Genomic DNA, 17,862 nt, shown 5'->3' with positions numbered 1-17,862 from the left:
CGAGAATTGTCTGCTTAAATTCGGGAGCTAACAGCAAGTTAGGCAAAGCTGGATTTTCGCTAAAAGCCTTCTTAATCTTATTCAAAAAGCGAGCGCGAATAATACAACCACCTTTCCAAATCCGCGCCATTTCGCCCAGATTCAAATTCCAGTTATATGTCTTGGAAGCTGTGGATAGCAGCGCCATCCCTTGAGCGTAAGAACAGATTTTTGAGCAATAAAGAGCATCTCGGACTTTGTTGATAAAGTCCTTGGTTTGCCCATCATACTTGCCACTGGGGCCTGTGAGGACTTTCGATGCTGCTACCCGCTCCTCTTTAATCGAAGATATAATCCGGGCATTAACTGCTGCGGTAATTGTGGGAATAGCAACTCCCAATTCCAATGCAGTTTGTACAGTCCAGCGTCCAGTTCCCTTTTGACCTGCTGCGTCAACAATCAAATCAACCAGGGGTAGATTTGTTTCTGGGTCAATATATGGGAAGATATTCTTCGTAATCTCAATCAAAAATGAATCGAGTTCATCGGTGGTGTTCCATTCAGCAAACACGTCATGTAGCTGACTAGGGTTTAATCCACCAACACTTTTCAGCAAGTCGTAGGCTTCAGCAATTAGCTGCATATCGCCATACTCAATGCCGTTGTGTACCATTTTGACATAGTGACCAGAACCACCGGGTCCAATGTAGGTTACACAGGGGCCATCATCGACTTGGGCAGCAATTTTGTTGAAAATAGGCGATAGAAACTCGTAAGAGCTTGTTGTACCTCCAGGCATCAGGGAAGGGCCATTTAGCGCCCCTTCTTCACCGCCACTGACACCCATACCAAGATACCGAAGCCCAGCGGGTTCTAATTCCTGAGTGCGTCGTTCCGTATCTTCAAACCAAGAGTTGCCACCATCGATAATGATATCGCCTTCCTCTAACAAGGGTTTGAGTTGAGCAATCACCGCATCCACTGGCTTACCAGCTTGCACCATTACTAGGATTTTGCGGGGACGTTCCAATAAAGCGACAAATTCTTCCAAAGTAAATGCGGCTTTGACGTTCCTTCCTGGCGCGCGCTGCGCCATAAACGCATCCGTTTTTTCGCGGGAGCGGTTGTAAACTGCAATTGGGAAGCCATTGCGCTCGACGTTGAGAGCGATGTTCTCGCCCATAACGGCTAATCCAATCACACCAAAGCTTTGTAGTGTCATAAAAAATTTCTGGCTAACTCTTGCAGATCCTTTTACCTTTAAGGGTAGTCCGATATTTTCGTCGAACTCCTAAAGAAGACCTTAAGAGTTGATTATAATGACAAAAATCCACAACTAAGACCGATAATTAATTTTAAATTGTATCTAAATCAACAATTGATTGGCAAAGTTTGCAAAATTGAAATAGTCAAAGGACGCAGTAAGGAGTAACCAAATAATGCTGGCATTTGTCCTAGCTTTGGTGGTCGGTCTTGGTAGTTTAGCTATTTATATAGCAGCTTTCTTTTTTCCAGAAATCCACCGCAAGAATGACTTTGTCTGGAGTGGTGTCGGGCTGTTCTACGCTTTAGTCTTATGGGTGTTTGCACCACGCCTTTCTGGAGGTTTGCTGCTCGGTCATGTGGCTAGTGTGGCTCTTTTGGTCTGGTTTGGCTGGCAAACTCTATCATTACGCCGACAATTGACCCCACAGGCACAACAAACCCCAGTACCCAGTCCTGAGACGGTGAAAACTGGCATTCAGCAACAGGTGAATAAGTTGTCCCTTCAGGAACGGCTAGGCCAGTTGCAAAAAGGTCTTGGTAGTACCTTCGGTGGCGCGAAAGACAAGGTGCAACAGACTGTCAGTAAAAAGCCACCCACAACCCCTAAACCGGAAAATATTACCTCTGTATTAGCAGAGAAACCTGCTGTTGAGATTATCAACAAAACTACTGCTACACCAGAACAATCAGCAGAGGAGACATTTACTACCGACAGTGAAGCCAAAATCGAGAGTGTACCGGAAGCAATTCCCCCAAATCGCCCATCTCCTGAATTAGTGGAAGCGGCGCAAGCAGATGCGGAGATTGAGGACAAGCAACCGATTCACGCAGAAGAAATTGCTCCAGATGCGGTACTTGCTCCCCCAGCAGAAGTACCACCGGAACAAATACCGCCAAATAATCAGGCGAGTTAAATCGAGTGAAACCCAACTCACATCTGGCACCTTAGCACCTAACGACTGAAGTCGCGGCTACACAAACAAAGTCCGCCTGCGCGGACTACGGAAAATCAATGGTTTTGTAGCCTGGGGAGGTAGGCTTTGTTCTGGTAGCCGCGATTTTAATCGTCTGGTCTGGTGTTCAAGTTGTTTTAATGTTTTGCCACAAATCGGCTGTAATAAATCTAGATAAATGACTAATATTAGTTGTGGCGATCGCCACGTCTCCACCGATAATAGTTAAAGCTTGGGCTACTAAAATTATGTCACCATCAATCGTCTTATCACCAGCTGTTGGTTGTCCTTGCTGACGAGCTTCTGCCCACAGTAATGCAGCTTGACGCATTGCAGTTGTTGTAATGGGTAGATATTCTAGAAGTTGACTTAACTCATCTAAGCGAGCAATACCTTTAACTTTGTTTGCTCGTAATAATTCTCGCCGCACTTCATAATCGGCTATTTCAGGAATTATAACTCGACTTCCAGAGGAAACGAGTGTTTGCAGCCATTGAGTACAAGCAAGGCTTTCAGCAGATAACTTTGGGTTTGTGATTAGACCGATTGGCCCTGCATTTAACAGAATAATCTGACTCACCAAGTTATACCTTTTAACTCAAGAGGGAATAGTTTACGATCAGATAAACGATCCTCATCTAAGGTATAAATTAAGTATTCTCCTGTTTCTTGCTGCTCATCAGCGTCATCTTCATCAATCCAAGACTGAAGTACATTTACTAACTTAGACTGTTTCTCTTTTGGCAGAATATATTCTTGCAAAATCTGCAAAGTATATGTTTCTACAGAAAGTCCTTGCTGTTTAGCTTCCTGTGCAAGATACTGTTCTAATTCTGGTGACAAGTTAAGGGTTAAAGTCATAAGTTTTTTTGGAGTGACATTACATATTTTATGCTTGGTGACAAAAATCGTGATGTTTGTCACAAAAATCGTGATTTAATCATAAAAACCGCGATGTTTGTCATAAAAATCGAGATGTTGTTCACGAAAATCGCAATTTAATTATAAAAATCGTGATTTTGGTCACAAAAGCTTCAAGATTCTTTACAAAACCGCGATGTTTTTCATAAAAATCGGGATTTTGGTCACGATAGCTTCAAATGCAAATCTAACTTTACCCACTATGTTTTGCGGCTTTTTCCTCTACTAATGCCTTTGCTAAAACAGCAGCAGCTTCAAAAGAATCATGTAAGCCAAGACTTGGTGCTTTATCTTGAGCATCCAATGGGACTAAATTTGATTCCTTCAACAATTCGGCTGCCAAGAAATGTATTAGCAAGAGTTTATCAGTGTGGGATAATTTTTTAAGCAGAGGTATGAGTTCGGTAAGAAGCATAAGTTAAAACTTTAATAAATTTAGATAAATTTTAGAGGATAGTTTGGAGAACGCTCTTAAACTAAGCTACGGATAAAAATTATGAACATCCAACTTAAAGCGGAATACGAGCAATTTATACAAACCCGAATTGCTACAGGTAGATATGAAAATGCTGAAGATGTGATTGCTAAAGCATTGAATCTGCTGGAATAATGGGAGAAGGGTTATCAGAAATGGGAAGAAGAAACCCAGAAAAAAATAGCTGTTGGGCTTGCTTCTATCGAACGTGGAAATGTAGTAGATGGTGAAGTGGTGATGGCGCGACTGGCAGAGAAATTACGCCAAGCGCGTGAGACTCAAGGATAATGGAATATTTTATTGCCAAAGAAGCAAGCCAAGATTTAGATGAAATTTTGGATTATTTTCTAGTTTGCAATATTGTTACCTTGTACGCCTAACGCATACTACAAATTGGAGCTTTTTTTAATTGGAATTCTCTCATTTGTAAATTTAAGCTGCTCATTTAACCTTGCAGCAATGCCTGAAATCTTACATTGCCCCGAATACTATCAAAATCAGGGTTTTTTCTTGCTTCTCTACGGCATCGAGAAGGATTAAGGTTAATAGCTTGTTGTAGGTTTTCAATGGCTAAATCAACATCATTTTGTAAGGCGAAATAGCAAGCTTTGCCGTAATGACCACTCTCATCATTAGCTTGTAATTCTAAAGCTTTCTCACAACTAGCCAGGGAATCTTTGTAACATCCCGCACGAGCCAGGACAATGCCCTGATTAGCCCGCCAAAGCGGATATTCTGGTTGAAGTTTCACAACTTCATTGAGGTTAGCCAATGCTTCATCATAACGCCTCAGTAAACTCAAGCTCAAGCCCCGGCTGCTCAAAGTATCGGGGTCATGGGGTTTAATATTCAAAGCTTGATCATAGCTGGCGATTGCCTCTTCATGACGATGTAAGTTCATTAGCACTTCCCCTCGCTTGAGCCAAACTTCGGGGAAGTCATCTTTAATTGCTAAGGCTTTGTCATAGCTACTTAATGCTTCCTCATAACACTCTAAATTTATCAGTGCAGTGCCTCGGTTGAGCCATGCTCCGGGGTACTGATCGTTAATTGCCAAAGCTTTGTCGCAGCTACTTACTGCCTCTTCATAACGCTCTAAATTCATCAGCAAGACACTACAATTACTCCAACCTTTGGGGAAGTCATCTTTAATTGCCAAGCCTTTTTCAAGGCTTGCTAAAGCCTCTTTATATTCTCCTAGTAGATATAGAGAGTCACTCACATCTAAAAAGAGACTGCTGCTAAATTCAGGATAAGTATCAGTTAGAATTTTTTCAGCTTGCTCAGTTGCCCGATGTAGCAAATCTCTTTGCTGACTTGGGTTGCTTCTTAGGGATTTATACAAAAGCCCAGCATATTTACCCAGTCCATCTTTCAAAAAGTCAACTTGAGTAAAACAAGGTTTTAATGCTGCCTCTATCTCTTCTTTGGAGGGGCCAGTCCAATTTTTGTAGTTAATATCATATTTAGCCGGATCTTTTGGTAACGTCATCCAACTAAATAGAAAGCCCAAGGTTATGCTTTTCAGAAACTTCTCTGTTGGGTCGGGCAAGAGGTGATAATTCTCTACTGTTGCTTCTACAATAACTGCGGCGAAAGGAATCATTACTACTTCAATTTGCTTAAGATAACGAGAAGCAAACAAATAAGAAAGAAATTGACGCTGACCTTCATCTCTCCTCGCAAATAGAGCATGATAGAGAAATTCAGCAGTGTATTGACGCCAATCAGAGTTATTGTATTTTTCTGGATCAGGTCTATCGGGGGAAACCTCTTGGTTTGCCTGTTGCTCAAAATATGTGGCTAGCAGTTCATGGGTTTCACGAAATCGCGTTCTGTCCTCATTAAAAAATGACAGCCGAAAAACATTACGAGCCACATCATCTAGCTGATAGTGACCTTGAACAAACTCAACAAAATCGCACTTTGTCAGCCAATCAAAACAGTCGATAGTTGGATGAACACCAGTTTCAAAATCTATTCCTTGTTTTTGCATCAAGTGCTGAATCAACGACCGATCAAACCAACGACAACAAGCTGCCAATTGTACTATCTGTTTTTGCTTTGCATTTAGTCCTTGCAGTAGCAGATCAGTAATCGCTTGGTTGCCACGGGAAAAGTCAATATCTCTACCTGCTTCTTTCTCTCGTCTAATCCAGTTGAGATAGTAGGGTAAGCCTTTAGTAGCTTTATGTATTTTCTGAATCTCTCCAGATTTAGTAATGCCAATATGCTGAAGATATTCTTTAGTTTGTTCTTTGTTGAATTCATCTAATTGTTGTTCATAGATTAATTCTCGATCCTGCTGCAACTTCCGCCAACTTTGTTTCTCTAATACAGAACGTCGTCCTGCTAAGACAATGCGGACAGGATAAGATTTTAAAGTTGTATCTTCCACTAGATACTGCCACAGCCAAGTGTCAATATCTGACGGTGCTTTTTCATAGGTATCTAGAATTAGTACAATAAGGCGCTTGTGCTTTTGAGCTTTTTGGATCAACCCATCAGCAAATGCATGAGTCAATTTAGGTATTGGTTCTAGCATCAACTCCTGAAGCTCTTTGTCATTCTTGGTTGCTGGATGTTGTTGCAGCAGTTCTTGTATACGCTCTTTCGTCGGTTTGAGTGCCTGTGATGCATCTGATAGCATTCCCCCAGCCTTAACCGTAGCATCCAAACCTAAACTCAATGCTGTTCCGTGATCTCCCAAGTAGCCTGCACCTGTGGCTAGCAGTGTGGCTGTTCCTAGTTCCAACCAATCTTTAACCGTATTTTGTTGTTCTGTATCAACTGATTTACCTTGCACAGGTTCAGTTTTCAGCTTGTAAACGGTTTCCTGATACTGCTCATAAAGTGATGTAAAAGGGTCAGGTTTAGGTAAAAAATCCCTTTGCCAGAGTCCGGTAGGTTTTGGTAATAGCTCATAAAGCTTTTCCATTAGCTTCAGTGGCGTTTCAATACCTGCTGTCAGACCAAAAGAGACTTCTGCAAAGTCGGCTTGCAATTCGTGCGTCTGTTTTAGTTGTTTGAGTAGAGTAGTTTTACCAACTCCCCCAAACCCATAAACTTGAAACAGCAGTGGGTTAGACTCTGGAGATTTCAGTGCTTTGGTAAATTTGGCTAGAAATTCCTGGGCCTGCTTGCGAGAGATGTAAGTTATATGATTGCTCATCTGGCAATGGGAATACTGTAATGAATGTATAGATTTTAGCTATTCCCACTTTGATTTGGCATCTGAGATCACTTCTTTCAAGGAATTCTCTAGAAAGTAGATTGAACTATTGTAATTTTTAAGCCTAAGTGTTAGCCAAAAGGATCATGTCAATTAAAGTTAAGCTATCAACTACCTTTTGTGCAGAGTAAAAGGTAAGGTTGCAAATGAAGGTAGTCCCATAAATGCAGTTTTAACGACAGTTTCGATGTTCGTAATGAAAATCGTGATGTTCTTAACAAAGCTTGAGTTTTTCTAAAGATAGATTAAAAAGTATTCGCATTAGCAAAATGAAAAGGCGATGTTTTTCAAAAAAAACAACTTCCTAGATGTGTAAACCGAATCAACATTCTCATCTATGAGATACTTGAGCGCCATGAGTTTGAATCGCCATTTTTTCAGCTTTTAATTTTCGTAGTTTATGTACAACTGGGTTTGGATTTCGGCGTTGTTCTTCTCTCATGCGATCGCCCCACTCTAACCAATCCGTCATGTAGGCATCTACCGCTTGCTTATTGTGTAAGTAGTAAAGAATGGCTGCATAAACTTGTTCTAAAGTCAATTCTGTATAGCCGCGAATTCCATTAGCTAGGTCTAGGGATTGGCGACGACCTGTATCATGGCTTCATGCCATCTTCTATAATTGATCAAAGCTGCACACCTAATTTTAGGCATGAGACTGTGACCGAATCAGGAAATTATAAAGATACCGTCAACCTACCCAAGACTAACTTTGATATGCGGGCAAACGCCATCAAGCGGGAGCCGGAAATCCAGAAATTTTGGGAAGAAAATAAAATTTACGATCGCCTCTCGGAAAATAACCCCGGCGAATTATTTATACTACACGATGGGCCTCCCTACGCTAATGGCTCTTTCCATAGTGGTCATGCCTTAGGTAAAATTCTTAAAGATATTATTAATCGCTATCAACTGCTACGAGGGCGTAAGATTCGCTATGTTCCTGGTTGGGACTGTCACGGTTTGCCAATTGAGTTGAAAGTTTTGCAGAATATGAAGCCAGCAGAACGGCAAAGTTTAACGCCTTTACAACTGCGGCAAAAAGCTAAACAATTTGCACTAGAAGCGGTGGCTGACCAAAGCAAAAGCTGTAAGCGCTACGGTGTTTGGGGTGATTTTGAACACCCTTATCTGACTATGCAGCCGGAATATGAAGCGGCTCAAATTGGCGTGTTTGGTCAGATGTTTTTAAAGGGATACATCTATCGCGGTTTGAAGCCGGTTCACTGGAGTCCGAGTTCTAAGACTGCTTTGGCTGAAGCTGAGTTGGAATATCCTGAAGGTCACGTTTCCCGCAGTATTTATGCAGCTTTTAGCGTTACAGGTTTGGCGGAGGGTGTAAAATCACTGTTGGGTGAATATTTGCCGGATTTGGGTGTAGCTATTTGGACGACTACGCCTTGGACGATTCCGGGGAATTTGGCGGTGGCGGTGAATGGTGAACTTGATTATGTGGTGGTGTCACGCAGAGGCGCAGAGGCGCAGAGAGGATTTGAGTATCTGATTGTGGCGGCGGAGTTGGTGGAGAGGTTATCTACGACTTTGGGGGTTGAGTTAACGGTAAAAGCTACGGTTAAGGGGAAGGATTTAGAATATACTACTTACCGTCATCCGTTGTTTGACCGCGAAAGTCCGATTGTTGTGGGTGGTGATTATATTACTACTGAGTCGGGGACTGGGTTGGTACATACTGCACCGGGTCATGGTCAAGAAGATTATATTGTTGGTCTGCGTTATGGTTTGCCTATTCTTGCGCCAGTGGATGACAATGGCAATTTTACCGATGAAGCGGGACAATTTGCGGGGTTAAATGTGCTGGGTAATGGGAATCAGGCGGTGATTGATGCGTTGACGGCGGCTGGTTCTTTGTTGAAGGAAGAAGCATACCCACACAAATATCCTTATGATTGGCGGACGAAAAAGCCGACGATTTTCCGCGCTACTGAACAATGGTTTGCTTCGGTGGAAGGATTTAGAGAAGAAGCATTAAAGGCGATCGCTACGGTAAAATGGATTCCAGCCCAAGGTGAAAATCGGATCACGCCAATGGTGGCGGAACGTTCCGACTGGTGTATTTCCCGTCAGCGTGCTTGGGGTGTACCCATTCCCGTTTTCTACGACGAAGAAACTGGGGAAGTCCTGCTGAATGAAGAAACTATCAACCACATTCAAGGAATTATCGCTGAAATTGGTTCCGATGCTTGGTGGGAATTATCAGTTGAGGAATTATTACCGGAATCCTATCGCAACAATGGTAAGTCTTACCGCAGAGGTACAGACACGATGGACGTATGGTTTGATTCTGGCTCATCTTGGGCAGCTGTAACCAAGCAGCGTCCAGAGTTGCACTACCCGGCTGATTTGTATTTGGAAGGTTCAGACCAACATCGTGGTTGGTTTCAGTCAAGTTTGCTTACCAGTGTAGCAGTGAATGACATTGCACCTTACAAAACTGTCTTAACTCACGGCTTTGTTTTAGATGAACAAGGGCGTAAAATGAGTAAGTCAGAAGGAAATGTGGTTGATCCAAATATATTCATTGAAGGCGGGAAAAATCAAAAAGCAGAACCGGCTTACGGTGCAGATGTCTTGAGGTTGTGGGTATCATCGGTAGACTACTCCAGCGATGTCCGCATTGGTAAAAATATCATCAAGCAGCTGAACGATATCAGAGGCAAAATTCGCAATACGGCGCGGTTTTTGTTGGGTAGCTTGGATGATTTTGACCCCGAAAAAGACGCAGTACCTTTCGAGGAATTACCAGAACTTGACCGTTATATGCTGCACCGCATCAGCGAGGTATTTGAGGAAGTAACCGTTGCCTTTGAGAGTTTCCAATTCTTTCGCTTTTTCCAAACAGTGCAGAATTTCTGCGTGGTGGATTTATCCAACTTTTATTTAGATGTTGCTAAAGATAGGCTGTACATCAGTGCAACCAATGCTTTCCGCCGTCGCAGTTGTCAAACTGTTCTGAAGATAGCGTTAGAAAACTTAGTAAGAGCGATCGCACCAGTATTATGCCACACCGCCGAGGATATCTGGCAATATCTCCCCTACAAAACACCTTACAAATCAGTATTTGAAGCCGGTTGGATACACATAGAGGAAAAATGGCGTAATCCTGAATTAGCCGAATTTTGGTCAGCACTGCGACAACTGAGCACCGATGTTAATAAGGTGTTAGAACAAGCCAGGATAGAAAAAATGATTGGTTCTTCCCTGGAAGCGAAAGCTTTAATTTATATATCTCACAAACAGTTAGGCGATGCCATCAAAGCCTTCAACCCAGTTAAAGGTAACAGTATTGACAAACTGCGGTATTTATTGCTGACTTCTCAGGTAGAATTATTAGACTCTGCCGAGAGATTGCAAGGATTAGAATATACCGCACAAACAGAAGAGTGGGGAATTGGAATAGTGAAAGCAGACGGGAAAAAATGCGATCGCTGCTGGAACTACTCCACCCATGTGGGAGAATCAGTAGAACATCCCCTAATTTGCGATCGCTGTGTTGCAGCCTTAGCCGGAGAATTCTAAAAATGATTTTTTCACGCAGAGGCGCAGAGGCGCAGAGAGTAACAGTTTAAAATTCTGGCGTTGCTGAATCAAGGGATGAAATCTAAAACTCCTTATCCTCTCTGCGCCTCTGCGTGACACATTCATCCTCTTTAAGGAATTCCTCAATGGCACGTCTAGCCCTGCTGAGTGTATCTAACAAAACTGGTTTAATCGACCTAGCCCGTAGCTTAGTCGAAGAATTTGACTTTGATTTAATCAGCAGTGGCGGAACAGCCCAAGCCCTCAAAGATGCCGGACTACCAGTTACCAAAGTTGCAGATTACACAGGTTCTCCAGAAATTTTAGGTGGTCGAGTTAAGACATTACATCCCCGGATTCATGGAGGAATTTTAGCACGGCGAGACGTTCCCCAAGATATTACAGATTTAGAAAATAACCAAATTCGCCCGATTGATTTAGTAGTAGTAAATCTTTATCCTTTTGAGGAAACTATTGCTAAACCAGGGGTAACATTATCTGAAGCTGTTGAACAAATTGATATTGGTGGCCCGGCAATGCTACGGGCATCATCAAAAAACTTTGCCCATCTCACAGTATTATGTGATCCAGCCCAGTATGACGAGTATTTGCAGGAATTGCGGCGAAATAACGGCAAAGCATCCCTAGAGTTTCGCCAAAAGGCGGCATTAAAAGGATTTTCACACACTGCTAGCTATGATCAAGCGATAGCGCAAGCGCTGACTTGTCAGTTCGCATCTTACCTCACAGAGGCACAACAGTACACCCTGAGCGGCACACAATTGCAATCTCTGCGTTACGGCGAAAATCCTCATCAACCCGCCGCCTGGTATCAAACTGATACAACGGGATGGACAACCGCGACAAAACTCCAGGGCAAAGAACTTAGTTACAATAACTTAGTTGATTTAGAAGCCGCACGCCGAATTATTGCTGAATTCACTGATACCCCAGCCGCAACGATTATCAAACACACAAACCCCTGTGGTACGGCACTGGGAAGCAGTATTTCCGAAGCCTACCAAAAAGCTTTAAACGCCGATGCTATTTCTGCCTTTGGTGGCATTGTCGCCCTCAACCGTCCGATAGATGCGGCTACAGCCAGGGAGTTAACCAAAACATTTTTAGAATGCGTCGTAGCACCAGCTTGTGAAGCAGAAGCTCAAGAAATTCTGGCCAAGAAATCCAACCTACGAGTTTTAATTTTACCAGATTTGAGCAGCGGCTCTAAAGAAATAATCAAAGCGATCGCAGGTGGTTTTCTTATCCAAGCTAGCGATGACATCATTGCAGATAGCAGTAAATGGCAAGTAGTTACCGAACGTCAACCCACAGCCAGCGAATTAGCCGAATTGCTATTTGCTTGGAAAGTTTGCAAACACCTTAAATCCAATGCCATTGTTGTGACGAGCGATCGCGCTACACTTGGTGTAGGAGCTGGTCAAATGAACCGCGTCGGCTCAGTTAAAATTGCCTTAGAACAAGCTGGAGAAAAAGCCAAAGGCGCAATTCTCGCCAGCGATGGATTCTTCCCCTTTGATGATTCAGTCAGAACAGCCGCAGCAGCCGGAATTACTGCCATTGTTCAACCGGGTGGAAGTCTACGCGATCAAGATTCTATCAAAGCTGCTAACGAACTGGGTTTAATGATGGTCTTAACTGGTATACGTCACTTTTTACACTAAAACTATTGGTCGTCAGGTGTGCAGTTTTGAAAGTGTCACTCAATATACTTGCCTTTTGATAGAAGCAGTGATATCTTTTTATTGTGTGAGGAGCAAGTTAAAAATAAAGAGCGCCTGGGGTGGAAACACGGCAACACTCCCAAGCGCTTTTTATTTTTACAAATTAATTTAATCTTCGTCAAGGGCTGGGAAAGCTTCTTCAAGCTCCCACAACCGATCTTTATTTTCAACGAACCAAATACGAGTTTCTGGAGTTAATTTACTCCAAATAGCCTCAACTGGAATGTGAGGAGATGCGTATTGGTACTGCTCACCAAGTAATTTGAGATTGTCCGCCACATCATGGGGAATTCCGAATTGTTCCCAGTCAACTGTGATATTTCTGCCCGAAACTCCGGCTGTGGGATCGAAAACCAATTGTGCTGATCTGATTAAATCAGCAAAGTGTTTCGGTTGGAGTTTGGTGATCTCCTGAATTTGGAGTGATTCGTTATGCTCTTGAGACATTATCGCCGCAGTGGTAAAGATTAGTGGTGTATTAAACTTACTGCCAGAGATTTTTACCCCAATATTCTTTAGTTTAGCGTAAAGCCTCAGCTAATCATTTTCGATCAGAACTGTAACAGCTGCGATCGCAATCAACATTTCGTCATTTTTATCGTTGAGTTCGGGAATAGCCCGCCCTTGAACGATCATCCCGCCAGATTCGACAGTCAGGCTTTTGCGACCAAATGGGAGTACAGCTAGTACCTCCTCTTCCCTGACTAATTCCGGGTATGGGACTGCTATTTGAACTTCTACAATCATGGCATTGGGGTCAGTTAAACCAGCAACTTCCCAAACCCCCGGTAAAGCATTGTGAGCGATCGCATTTCGTACTGCCCTAGATGCTGCTACAGTTGGTTCTTGTCCATGCTGATCTATTCCCATCCCCATCTCAATAATTAAACGTTTACGCGCCATTGCTATCTCCGGTAAATTCTGCACCTTTCACCAACAAAGGCAGCTATGCTCAGGGCAAGAGACAGAAGAAATACTGCACTCAGCATAGCTGCTGCGATCATCGACATTTCATAGAGTCCGCGAGCAGGACGCTCGTTGCTTTAGAGTGTATGCTGCAAGCGAGTCAGACGTTCTGAGTAACTTTTCATCACCTTGATGGCAAACATGGGTGTTTCCTGAACGGCAAAGAGAAACTTCTTTTCATTTAGGAAAGCCAGTTTAGTGTCCACATTGGCAATAGCTGTGTAAGTTCTATTTTTTACTCCTACCAGTATAGCTACACCAAAAACTTCACCTATATCAATGGTTTCTACAACCTTACTATTGACTAATATATCCACTTTTCCTTCTAAAATGCCGTACATGACATCACCAGACTGTCCTTCTTCAAAAATGACTTGACCTGCTGAAAAGGCTTTAGGGTCGGGTTGTTTTTGAAAGATACTGACTGTTACTACAGGACTTAACATTAGAGCAACCCCTAAATTTTTTGTTTTTAGACGAAACCTTTGGATAAGCAACACGCGAACTCAGAAAAGTATACTACTTTCTGTTGATTAGCTCTCAGTCTCAGTATAATTACTGAATAGATTCTCAAGTAAAGTTTAGCAGGACTTATGCAAAAAAGCTCTGAAGTAGCGGTAACTCATGAATTATCACTACGACAAACCAGGTTTTTGAGACAATTTTGCGTAAGTCCTGTTTAGGTTGAAAAGTATGCTCTGAAGTTAAAACATTAACAGAACTTACGCAAAACTACACGCGCTCAGGGCAATACCCTGCGGGAAGCCGCTTTGCGTCTACATGAATTGCCCCTACCTAAAAATCATTCTTTTTAGCTATTGTTTGCGTAAGTCTTGATTAATTACAAATGAGCGTTCATGAAACACCTTGAAGGTAAAGTGGCATTGGTAACAGGTGCTACGCGGGGAATTGGTAGAGGAATTGCTATTGGTCTCGGTGAAGCGGGTGCAACTGTATACGTCACGGGTCGCAGTTTTAACAACTCTTCTAGTAATGAGGTTTCCGGGAGTCTTCAGGAAACCCAATCAGCCATTGAGGAAGTCGGTGGTGTAGGCATTCCCGTCCAAGTAGACCACAGCGATGATCAGCAGGTGCGATCGCTTTTTGATCGTATTCAAGATGAGCAGAATGGACAACTCGACCTACTGGTGAATAATGCTTACTCAGGAGTCCAGGCATTAAAAGACGCTTATGGGCAGCCCTTTTGGGATTGTGAACCAAGTCTTTGGGATGCTAGCAATAACGTTGGTCTTCGTAGCCACTATGTTGCGAGTATTTTTGCCGCCCGGATGATGACTAAGCGTCAACAGGGACTAATTTGCACCATTTCTTCGTGGGGGAGTATGTCTTATATCTTTAATACAGCTTATGGTGCTGGCAAAGCAGCTTGCGATCGCTTGGCTGCCGATATGGCTGTTGAGCTAAAGCCCCATAATGTCGCTTCTGTTTCAATTTGGCCGGGTATTGTTGGTACTGAGCTTTTCTCCCATTTTGCTGATGAAATGAATCAAACTAATGTTACTGAACAGAAAAGCTCATTTTTCAGCGATCGCTACAACTGGGAAACTCCCTTATTAACCGGACGAGCGATCGCTGCACTTGCTTGTGAGTCAAATCTAATGCGCCGTACAGGACGTGTGCAGATTGTTGCTGAACTGGCTAAACAATATAATCTTGTAGATGAAAATGGCGTAGGCGTAGCCCGTCGTAGACATCGTCCTGCATCATTACGTTCTTTGCGTTTTGTAGTGCCGGCTGCATTGCCCATACTCAGAAAGTACTCATGGCTCATACCTGATATTAAAGTGCCGTGGTCACTGCTATTATTAAATGCCCTCAGTTCGCCTAAAATTTAATGGGGCATGGGGCATTGAGTATGGGGAATAGAAGATGAGTCTTTGATACTCGCGGACGAGTCTTTGATACTCGTGAATGAGTCTTTGATACTCGCGGACGAGTCTTTGATACTCGCGGATGAGTCTTTGATACTCGCGGATGAGTCTTTGATACTCGTGAATGAGTCTTTGATACTCGCGGATGAGTCTTTGCTCTTCACTCCTTTGCCCCATGCCCAATGCCCAAATATAATTCTGTCGTCCCTTCACCAAACAAGCAGTTTGAGATATATAAAACTTTGTATCCTGAATTAATAGGTCTTAATAGTTCTTTTAAAACTGGTGCAAGAAGATTTTAGGTTAATTGTTGATTTAGTTTTAGTTCTAGGCGTTGCAGCCTGTGGTGGACTGCTAGCAGCACTTTTACGACAACCTGTGCTGCTAGGGTATCTCATTGGCGGGATAGTCATTGGGCCAGCTGGACTGGGATTAATTAAAGAAGTTATTCAAGTAGAGACTCTGGCACAGTTCGGTGTCGCCTTTTTGTTATTTGCTTTAGGTGTAGAATTTTCCTTTGCAGAACTCAAGAAAGTCAGAGCGATCGCACTTGGCGGCGGTGGACTACAGATTGCTCTGACGATTTTGATCACAGTTGTAATCTGCGGATTAACCGGAGCCTGGGGAGCTTTACCCGCAAAGGGGATGTTTTTGGGGTGTGTTCTGTCCTTATCTTCCACGGCGGTTGTCCTCAAGTGCTTGATGGAAAGTAACGAAACAGAAACACCCCACGGGCAAGTGATGCTGGGTATTTTGGTAGTACAGGACTTGGCACTGGGACTGATGTTAGCAGTAGTGCCAGCCCTCAACCAACCAGCAGAAACTATTGGTCTTGCCGTGCTAACAGCGCTGCTGTTGATTGGTTTATTTGCGGCTGGGGCTGTAGCTGCGGGAATTTGGCTAATACCGCCTTTGTTGCGACTGCTAGCCCGTACCGAAAGCAAAGAACTATTTTTATTAGGGGTTGTAGCTCTATGTTTGGGCATTGCCCTGTTGACAGAACATTTAGGACTGTCCATTGAAATGGGGGCATTTGTCGCCGGTTTGATGATTTCTGAGGTAGAGTACGCCGATCAAACGCTGACTTATGTCGAACCACTGCGAGATATCTTTGCCAGTTTATTTTTTGCCGCCATTGGGATGTTAATCGACCCAGTGTTTTTGTGGAACAACCTCGAATTGATTTTGGGGTTGGTGGCAATAGTTTTTGTAGGTAAGTTTTTGATTATCACGCCCCTAGTAAAGTTGTTTGGCTACCCTTTGAAAACAGCCATAATCACCGGTTTGGGACTAGCGCAAATTGGCGAATTTTCCTTTGTTCTCGCCAGTGAAGGGCAGTCTTTAGGGCTAGTGTCCCGACAAATATACTTATTAATTTTGGGAACCACCGCAGTCACTCTCATGCTTACTCCCTTTGTCCTGCGGTTAGTGCCATTTTTATTTAACTTTGCCGAATCAATGCCTTGGTTAAAACCGTATTTAGAAGAACAAGAGGCGCGGGATGTATCGGAAGATTTGCCCTTTAAAGACCATGTAGTAGTCTGTGGCTATGGCCGAGTGGGTAAAAATCTGGTGAAGTTGTTGCAGCAACACCACCTACCTGTGGTAGTAATCGACCAATCAGAGAGTAGAATCCAGCAGTTGCGTGAAGCTGGGGTGTCTTATGTCTATGGTAATTGCGTGAGTTTACACGTTCTAGAAACTGCCGGGGTGAATCATGCCAAAGGAATGGCGATCGCACTTCCAGACCCCATGAGTACCCGTCTTTGCTTGAAACGCGCTTTGGAATTGTGTCCAGAATTAGATTTAGTTGTCCGTGCTACCCAGGATAAAAATATTGAGGTGCTGTATCAATTGGGAGCCAAAGAAGTAGTGCAACCAGAGTTTGAAGCTAGTTTAGAAATGGCAACTCATTTATTAACTGGCTTGGGCTTGTTCTCACTAGCTGAGGTACAACGAGAAATGCAGCAAATCCGTAACGATCATTATTTAGAATTGCGCCCAGAGCGTTCTGCTATTGAAGTTGCTCGTGATTTACGCCAAGCAACTCGCGATCTAAATCAGCGTTGGTATCCTCTCCCATCTGATTCGCCCTTAATTGGCATGAGCTTAGAAGAAGCAGATATGCGCTACCTTACAGGAGCGAGTTTGATGGCAGTTCGCCGCACTAACGGCGATGAAATCGATTATCCTAATAATCAAACTCTTTTGGAAGATGGCGATCGCTTGCTGATAGTGGGAGCCGATGAAGAACTAGCGGCTTTAGCAGAATTAGCTAAGGGACAAGCTGCTGTTCCTGGAGAAAATAGTGCTTGCCAGTGGGTTACAGTCAATGCAGATGCGCCAACACTAGGAAAAACCCTTGCAGATTTAGATAGCAAGCAATTTGGAGTACAGGTACAGGCGATCCGGCGAGATGGTAAATTTATCCGCTATCCTGATGGCGGCATGGATTTGCGAGTCGGCGACCAAGTATTATTATGTGGTAGTTTGACAGGTCTGAGTCAACTAGAACACTTATTTGCGATCGCCAGTTCAGTACCCCTTTCTATCCCAGTAGTGAAAGCTGGTGAGTCAGAAGCGCTCAAAGAGTTTCTGCCTGCGGATAGTGTGACGGAGTGTGATTAAGACGATCGCATTTGGCTGTAGTTTATCAAAGAGCGATCGCACACCTGAAATGCCAAACCTCCCCAATCGTTAACAAGAAATACAAGCGCGATCGCTGGAAATACTTATAATTTACTACTTAAGTCCATACTGGACTTTGGACTAAAAGGCTAGAGAAAAGCAGTCAGCAGTAACACTGACTGCCGTAAAGTCAATGAAAGTAATCGATAAATCATTGACGCGATGATCCTGACACAACTAGAAAAATTCCGCCAAGCTATCTACGATA

The 17,862-nt window shown here is 43.3% G+C and carries 16 protein-coding genes; 6 read left to right on the top strand and 10 right to left on the bottom strand.

What is annotated here, in order from left to right; translation table 11 throughout:
- Window positions 1–1,201: NADP-dependent phosphogluconate dehydrogenase (gndA, locus tag ACEW80_RS13755; RefSeq protein WP_373527122.1), on the bottom strand; the 1,201-nt coding region annotated here is incomplete at its 3' end.
- A gap of 217 nt (window positions 1,202–1,418) precedes the next feature.
- On the opposite strand from gndA, the gene ACEW80_RS13750 reads away from it, so the two are divergent.
- Complete coding sequence (locus tag ACEW80_RS13750; RefSeq protein WP_373527121.1) at window positions 1,419–2,159, top strand: Ycf66 family protein; 741 nt, start codon at window positions 1,419–1,421, stop codon at window positions 2,157–2,159.
- A gap of 166 nt (window positions 2,160–2,325) precedes the next feature.
- Here ACEW80_RS13750 and ACEW80_RS13745 read toward each other — a convergent pair whose 3' ends face one another.
- The 3 genes from ACEW80_RS13745 to ACEW80_RS13735 all read right to left on the bottom strand — a co-directional run bounded on the left by ACEW80_RS13745 (window position 2,326) and on the right by ACEW80_RS13735 (window position 3,534).
- The gene (locus ACEW80_RS13745; RefSeq protein ID WP_373527120.1) at window positions 2,326–2,778 is read right to left on the bottom strand and encodes a nuclease; all 453 of its coding nucleotides are present in this window, start codon (window positions 2,776–2,778) and stop codon (window positions 2,326–2,328) included.
- A complete protein-coding gene (locus ACEW80_RS13740; protein ID WP_373527119.1) occupies window positions 2,775–3,122 on the bottom strand; it encodes a hypothetical protein in 348 nt (115 codons plus the stop codon). The genes ACEW80_RS13745 and ACEW80_RS13740 overlap by 4 nt, the downstream gene beginning before the upstream one ends.
- 190 nt (window positions 3,123–3,312) lie before the next feature.
- The gene (locus ACEW80_RS13735; protein ID WP_373527118.1) at window positions 3,313–3,534 is read right to left on the bottom strand and encodes a hypothetical protein; all 222 of its coding nucleotides are present in this window, start codon (window positions 3,532–3,534) and stop codon (window positions 3,313–3,315) included.
- Between the two features lie 81 nt (window positions 3,535–3,615).
- Between ACEW80_RS13735 and ACEW80_RS13730 the strand changes: the two genes are divergently transcribed.
- Complete coding sequence (locus tag ACEW80_RS13730) at window positions 3,616–3,729, top strand: type II toxin-antitoxin system ParD family antitoxin (protein ID WP_373527117.1); 114 nt, start codon at window positions 3,616–3,618, stop codon at window positions 3,727–3,729.
- Window positions 3,730–4,039: 310 nt separating this feature from the next.
- Here the strand turns inward: ACEW80_RS13730 and ACEW80_RS13725 are convergent, their stop codons facing one another.
- Complete coding sequence (locus ACEW80_RS13725; protein WP_373527116.1) at window positions 4,040–6,766, bottom strand: tetratricopeptide repeat protein; 2,727 nt, start codon at window positions 6,764–6,766, stop codon at window positions 4,040–4,042.
- Window positions 6,767–7,157: 391 nt separating this feature from the next.
- Window positions 7,158–7,367: a hypothetical protein gene (locus ACEW80_RS13720; RefSeq protein ID WP_373527115.1), complete on the bottom strand. Its 210-nt coding sequence runs from the start codon at window positions 7,365–7,367 to the stop codon at window positions 7,158–7,160.
- Window positions 7,368–7,486: 119 nt separating this feature from the next.
- On the opposite strand from ACEW80_RS13720, the gene ileS reads away from it, so the two are divergent.
- Window positions 7,487–10,363 carry an isoleucine--tRNA ligase gene (ileS, locus tag ACEW80_RS13715; RefSeq protein ID WP_373527114.1) on the top strand — a complete coding sequence of 959 codons (2,877 nt, stop codon included), beginning with the start codon at window positions 7,487–7,489 and terminating at the stop codon, window positions 10,361–10,363.
- A 146-nt stretch (window positions 10,364–10,509) separates the two neighbouring features.
- Entirely contained in the window at window positions 10,510–12,048 is a 1,539-nt protein-coding gene (gene purH, locus ACEW80_RS13710; RefSeq protein WP_373527113.1) for a bifunctional phosphoribosylaminoimidazolecarboxamide formyltransferase/IMP cyclohydrolase, read from the top strand.
- 168 nt (window positions 12,049–12,216) lie between these two features.
- Here the strand turns inward: purH and ACEW80_RS13705 are convergent, their stop codons facing one another.
- The 3 genes from ACEW80_RS13705 to ACEW80_RS13695 form a co-directional block, all read right to left on the bottom strand.
- Window positions 12,217–12,555, bottom strand: coding sequence for a hypothetical protein (locus ACEW80_RS13705; protein ID WP_373527112.1), 339 nt, complete (start codon window positions 12,553–12,555; stop codon window positions 12,217–12,219).
- A 90-nt stretch (window positions 12,556–12,645) separates the two neighbouring features.
- Window positions 12,646–13,011: a Lin0512 family protein gene (locus tag ACEW80_RS13700; protein ID WP_373527111.1), complete on the bottom strand. Its 366-nt coding sequence runs from the start codon at window positions 13,009–13,011 to the stop codon at window positions 12,646–12,648.
- A 140-nt stretch (window positions 13,012–13,151) separates the two neighbouring features.
- The gene (locus ACEW80_RS13695) at window positions 13,152–13,520 is read right to left on the bottom strand and encodes a Crp/Fnr family transcriptional regulator (RefSeq protein ID WP_373527110.1); all 369 of its coding nucleotides are present in this window, start codon (window positions 13,518–13,520) and stop codon (window positions 13,152–13,154) included.
- 411 nt (window positions 13,521–13,931) lie between these two features.
- Here ACEW80_RS13695 and ACEW80_RS13690 point away from each other — a divergent pair, with 411 nt between their 5' ends.
- Window positions 13,932–14,930, top strand: coding sequence for an SDR family NAD(P)-dependent oxidoreductase (locus ACEW80_RS13690; protein WP_373527109.1), 999 nt, complete (start codon window positions 13,932–13,934; stop codon window positions 14,928–14,930).
- On the opposite strand, the gene ACEW80_RS13685 is transcribed toward ACEW80_RS13690, so the two are convergent.
- Window positions 14,901–15,143 (bottom strand): hypothetical protein, encoded by a 243-nt coding sequence (locus tag ACEW80_RS13685; RefSeq protein ID WP_373527108.1) that lies wholly within the window; start codon window positions 15,141–15,143, stop codon window positions 14,901–14,903. The genes ACEW80_RS13690 and ACEW80_RS13685 overlap by 30 nt on opposite strands.
- Before the next feature lie 108 nt (window positions 15,144–15,251).
- On the opposite strand from ACEW80_RS13685, the gene ACEW80_RS13680 reads away from it, so the two are divergent.
- Window positions 15,252–17,594: a cation:proton antiporter gene (locus tag ACEW80_RS13680; RefSeq protein WP_373527107.1), complete on the top strand. Its 2,343-nt coding sequence runs from the start codon at window positions 15,252–15,254 to the stop codon at window positions 17,592–17,594.
- Window positions 17,595–17,862: the final 268 nt, after the last annotated feature.

This window comes from Nostoc sp., assembly GCF_041747015.1.
Lineage (GTDB): Bacteria > Cyanobacteriota > Cyanobacteriia > Cyanobacteriales > Nostocaceae > Nostoc.
The sequence above is the reverse complement of the archived record's forward strand: the minus strand, read 5'-3'. Positions and strand labels throughout refer to the sequence as shown.

Bases quoted from the DNA above. Each gene is read 5' to 3' on its own strand.
- ACEW80_RS13695 (WP_373527110.1), bottom strand. From the start codon at position 13,520: ATGTTAAGTCCTGTAGTAACAGTCAGTATCTTTCAAAAACAACCCGAC.
- purH (WP_373527113.1), top strand. From the start codon at position 10,510: ATGGCACGTCTAGCCCTGCTGAGTGTATCTAACAAAACTGGTTTAATC.
- ACEW80_RS13705 (WP_373527112.1), bottom strand. From the start codon at position 12,555: ATGTCTCAAGAGCATAACGAATCACTCCAAATTCAGGAGATCACCAAA.
- ACEW80_RS13735 (WP_373527118.1), bottom strand. From the start codon at position 3,534: ATGCTTCTTACCGAACTCATACCTCTGCTTAAAAAATTATCCCACACT.
- ACEW80_RS13700 (WP_373527111.1), bottom strand. From the start codon at position 13,011: ATGGCGCGTAAACGTTTAATTATTGAGATGGGGATGGGAATAGATCAG.
- ACEW80_RS13730 (WP_373527117.1), top strand. From the start codon at position 3,616: ATGAACATCCAACTTAAAGCGGAATACGAGCAATTTATACAAACCCGA.
- ACEW80_RS13750 (WP_373527121.1), top strand. From the start codon at position 1,419: ATGCTGGCATTTGTCCTAGCTTTGGTGGTCGGTCTTGGTAGTTTAGCT.
- ACEW80_RS13685 (WP_373527108.1), bottom strand. From the start codon at position 15,143: ATGGGGCAAAGGAGTGAAGAGCAAAGACTCATCCGCGAGTATCAAAGA.
- ACEW80_RS13690 (WP_373527109.1), top strand. From the start codon at position 13,932: ATGAAACACCTTGAAGGTAAAGTGGCATTGGTAACAGGTGCTACGCGG.
- ACEW80_RS13725 (WP_373527116.1), bottom strand. From the start codon at position 6,766: ATGAGCAATCATATAACTTACATCTCTCGCAAGCAGGCCCAGGAATTT.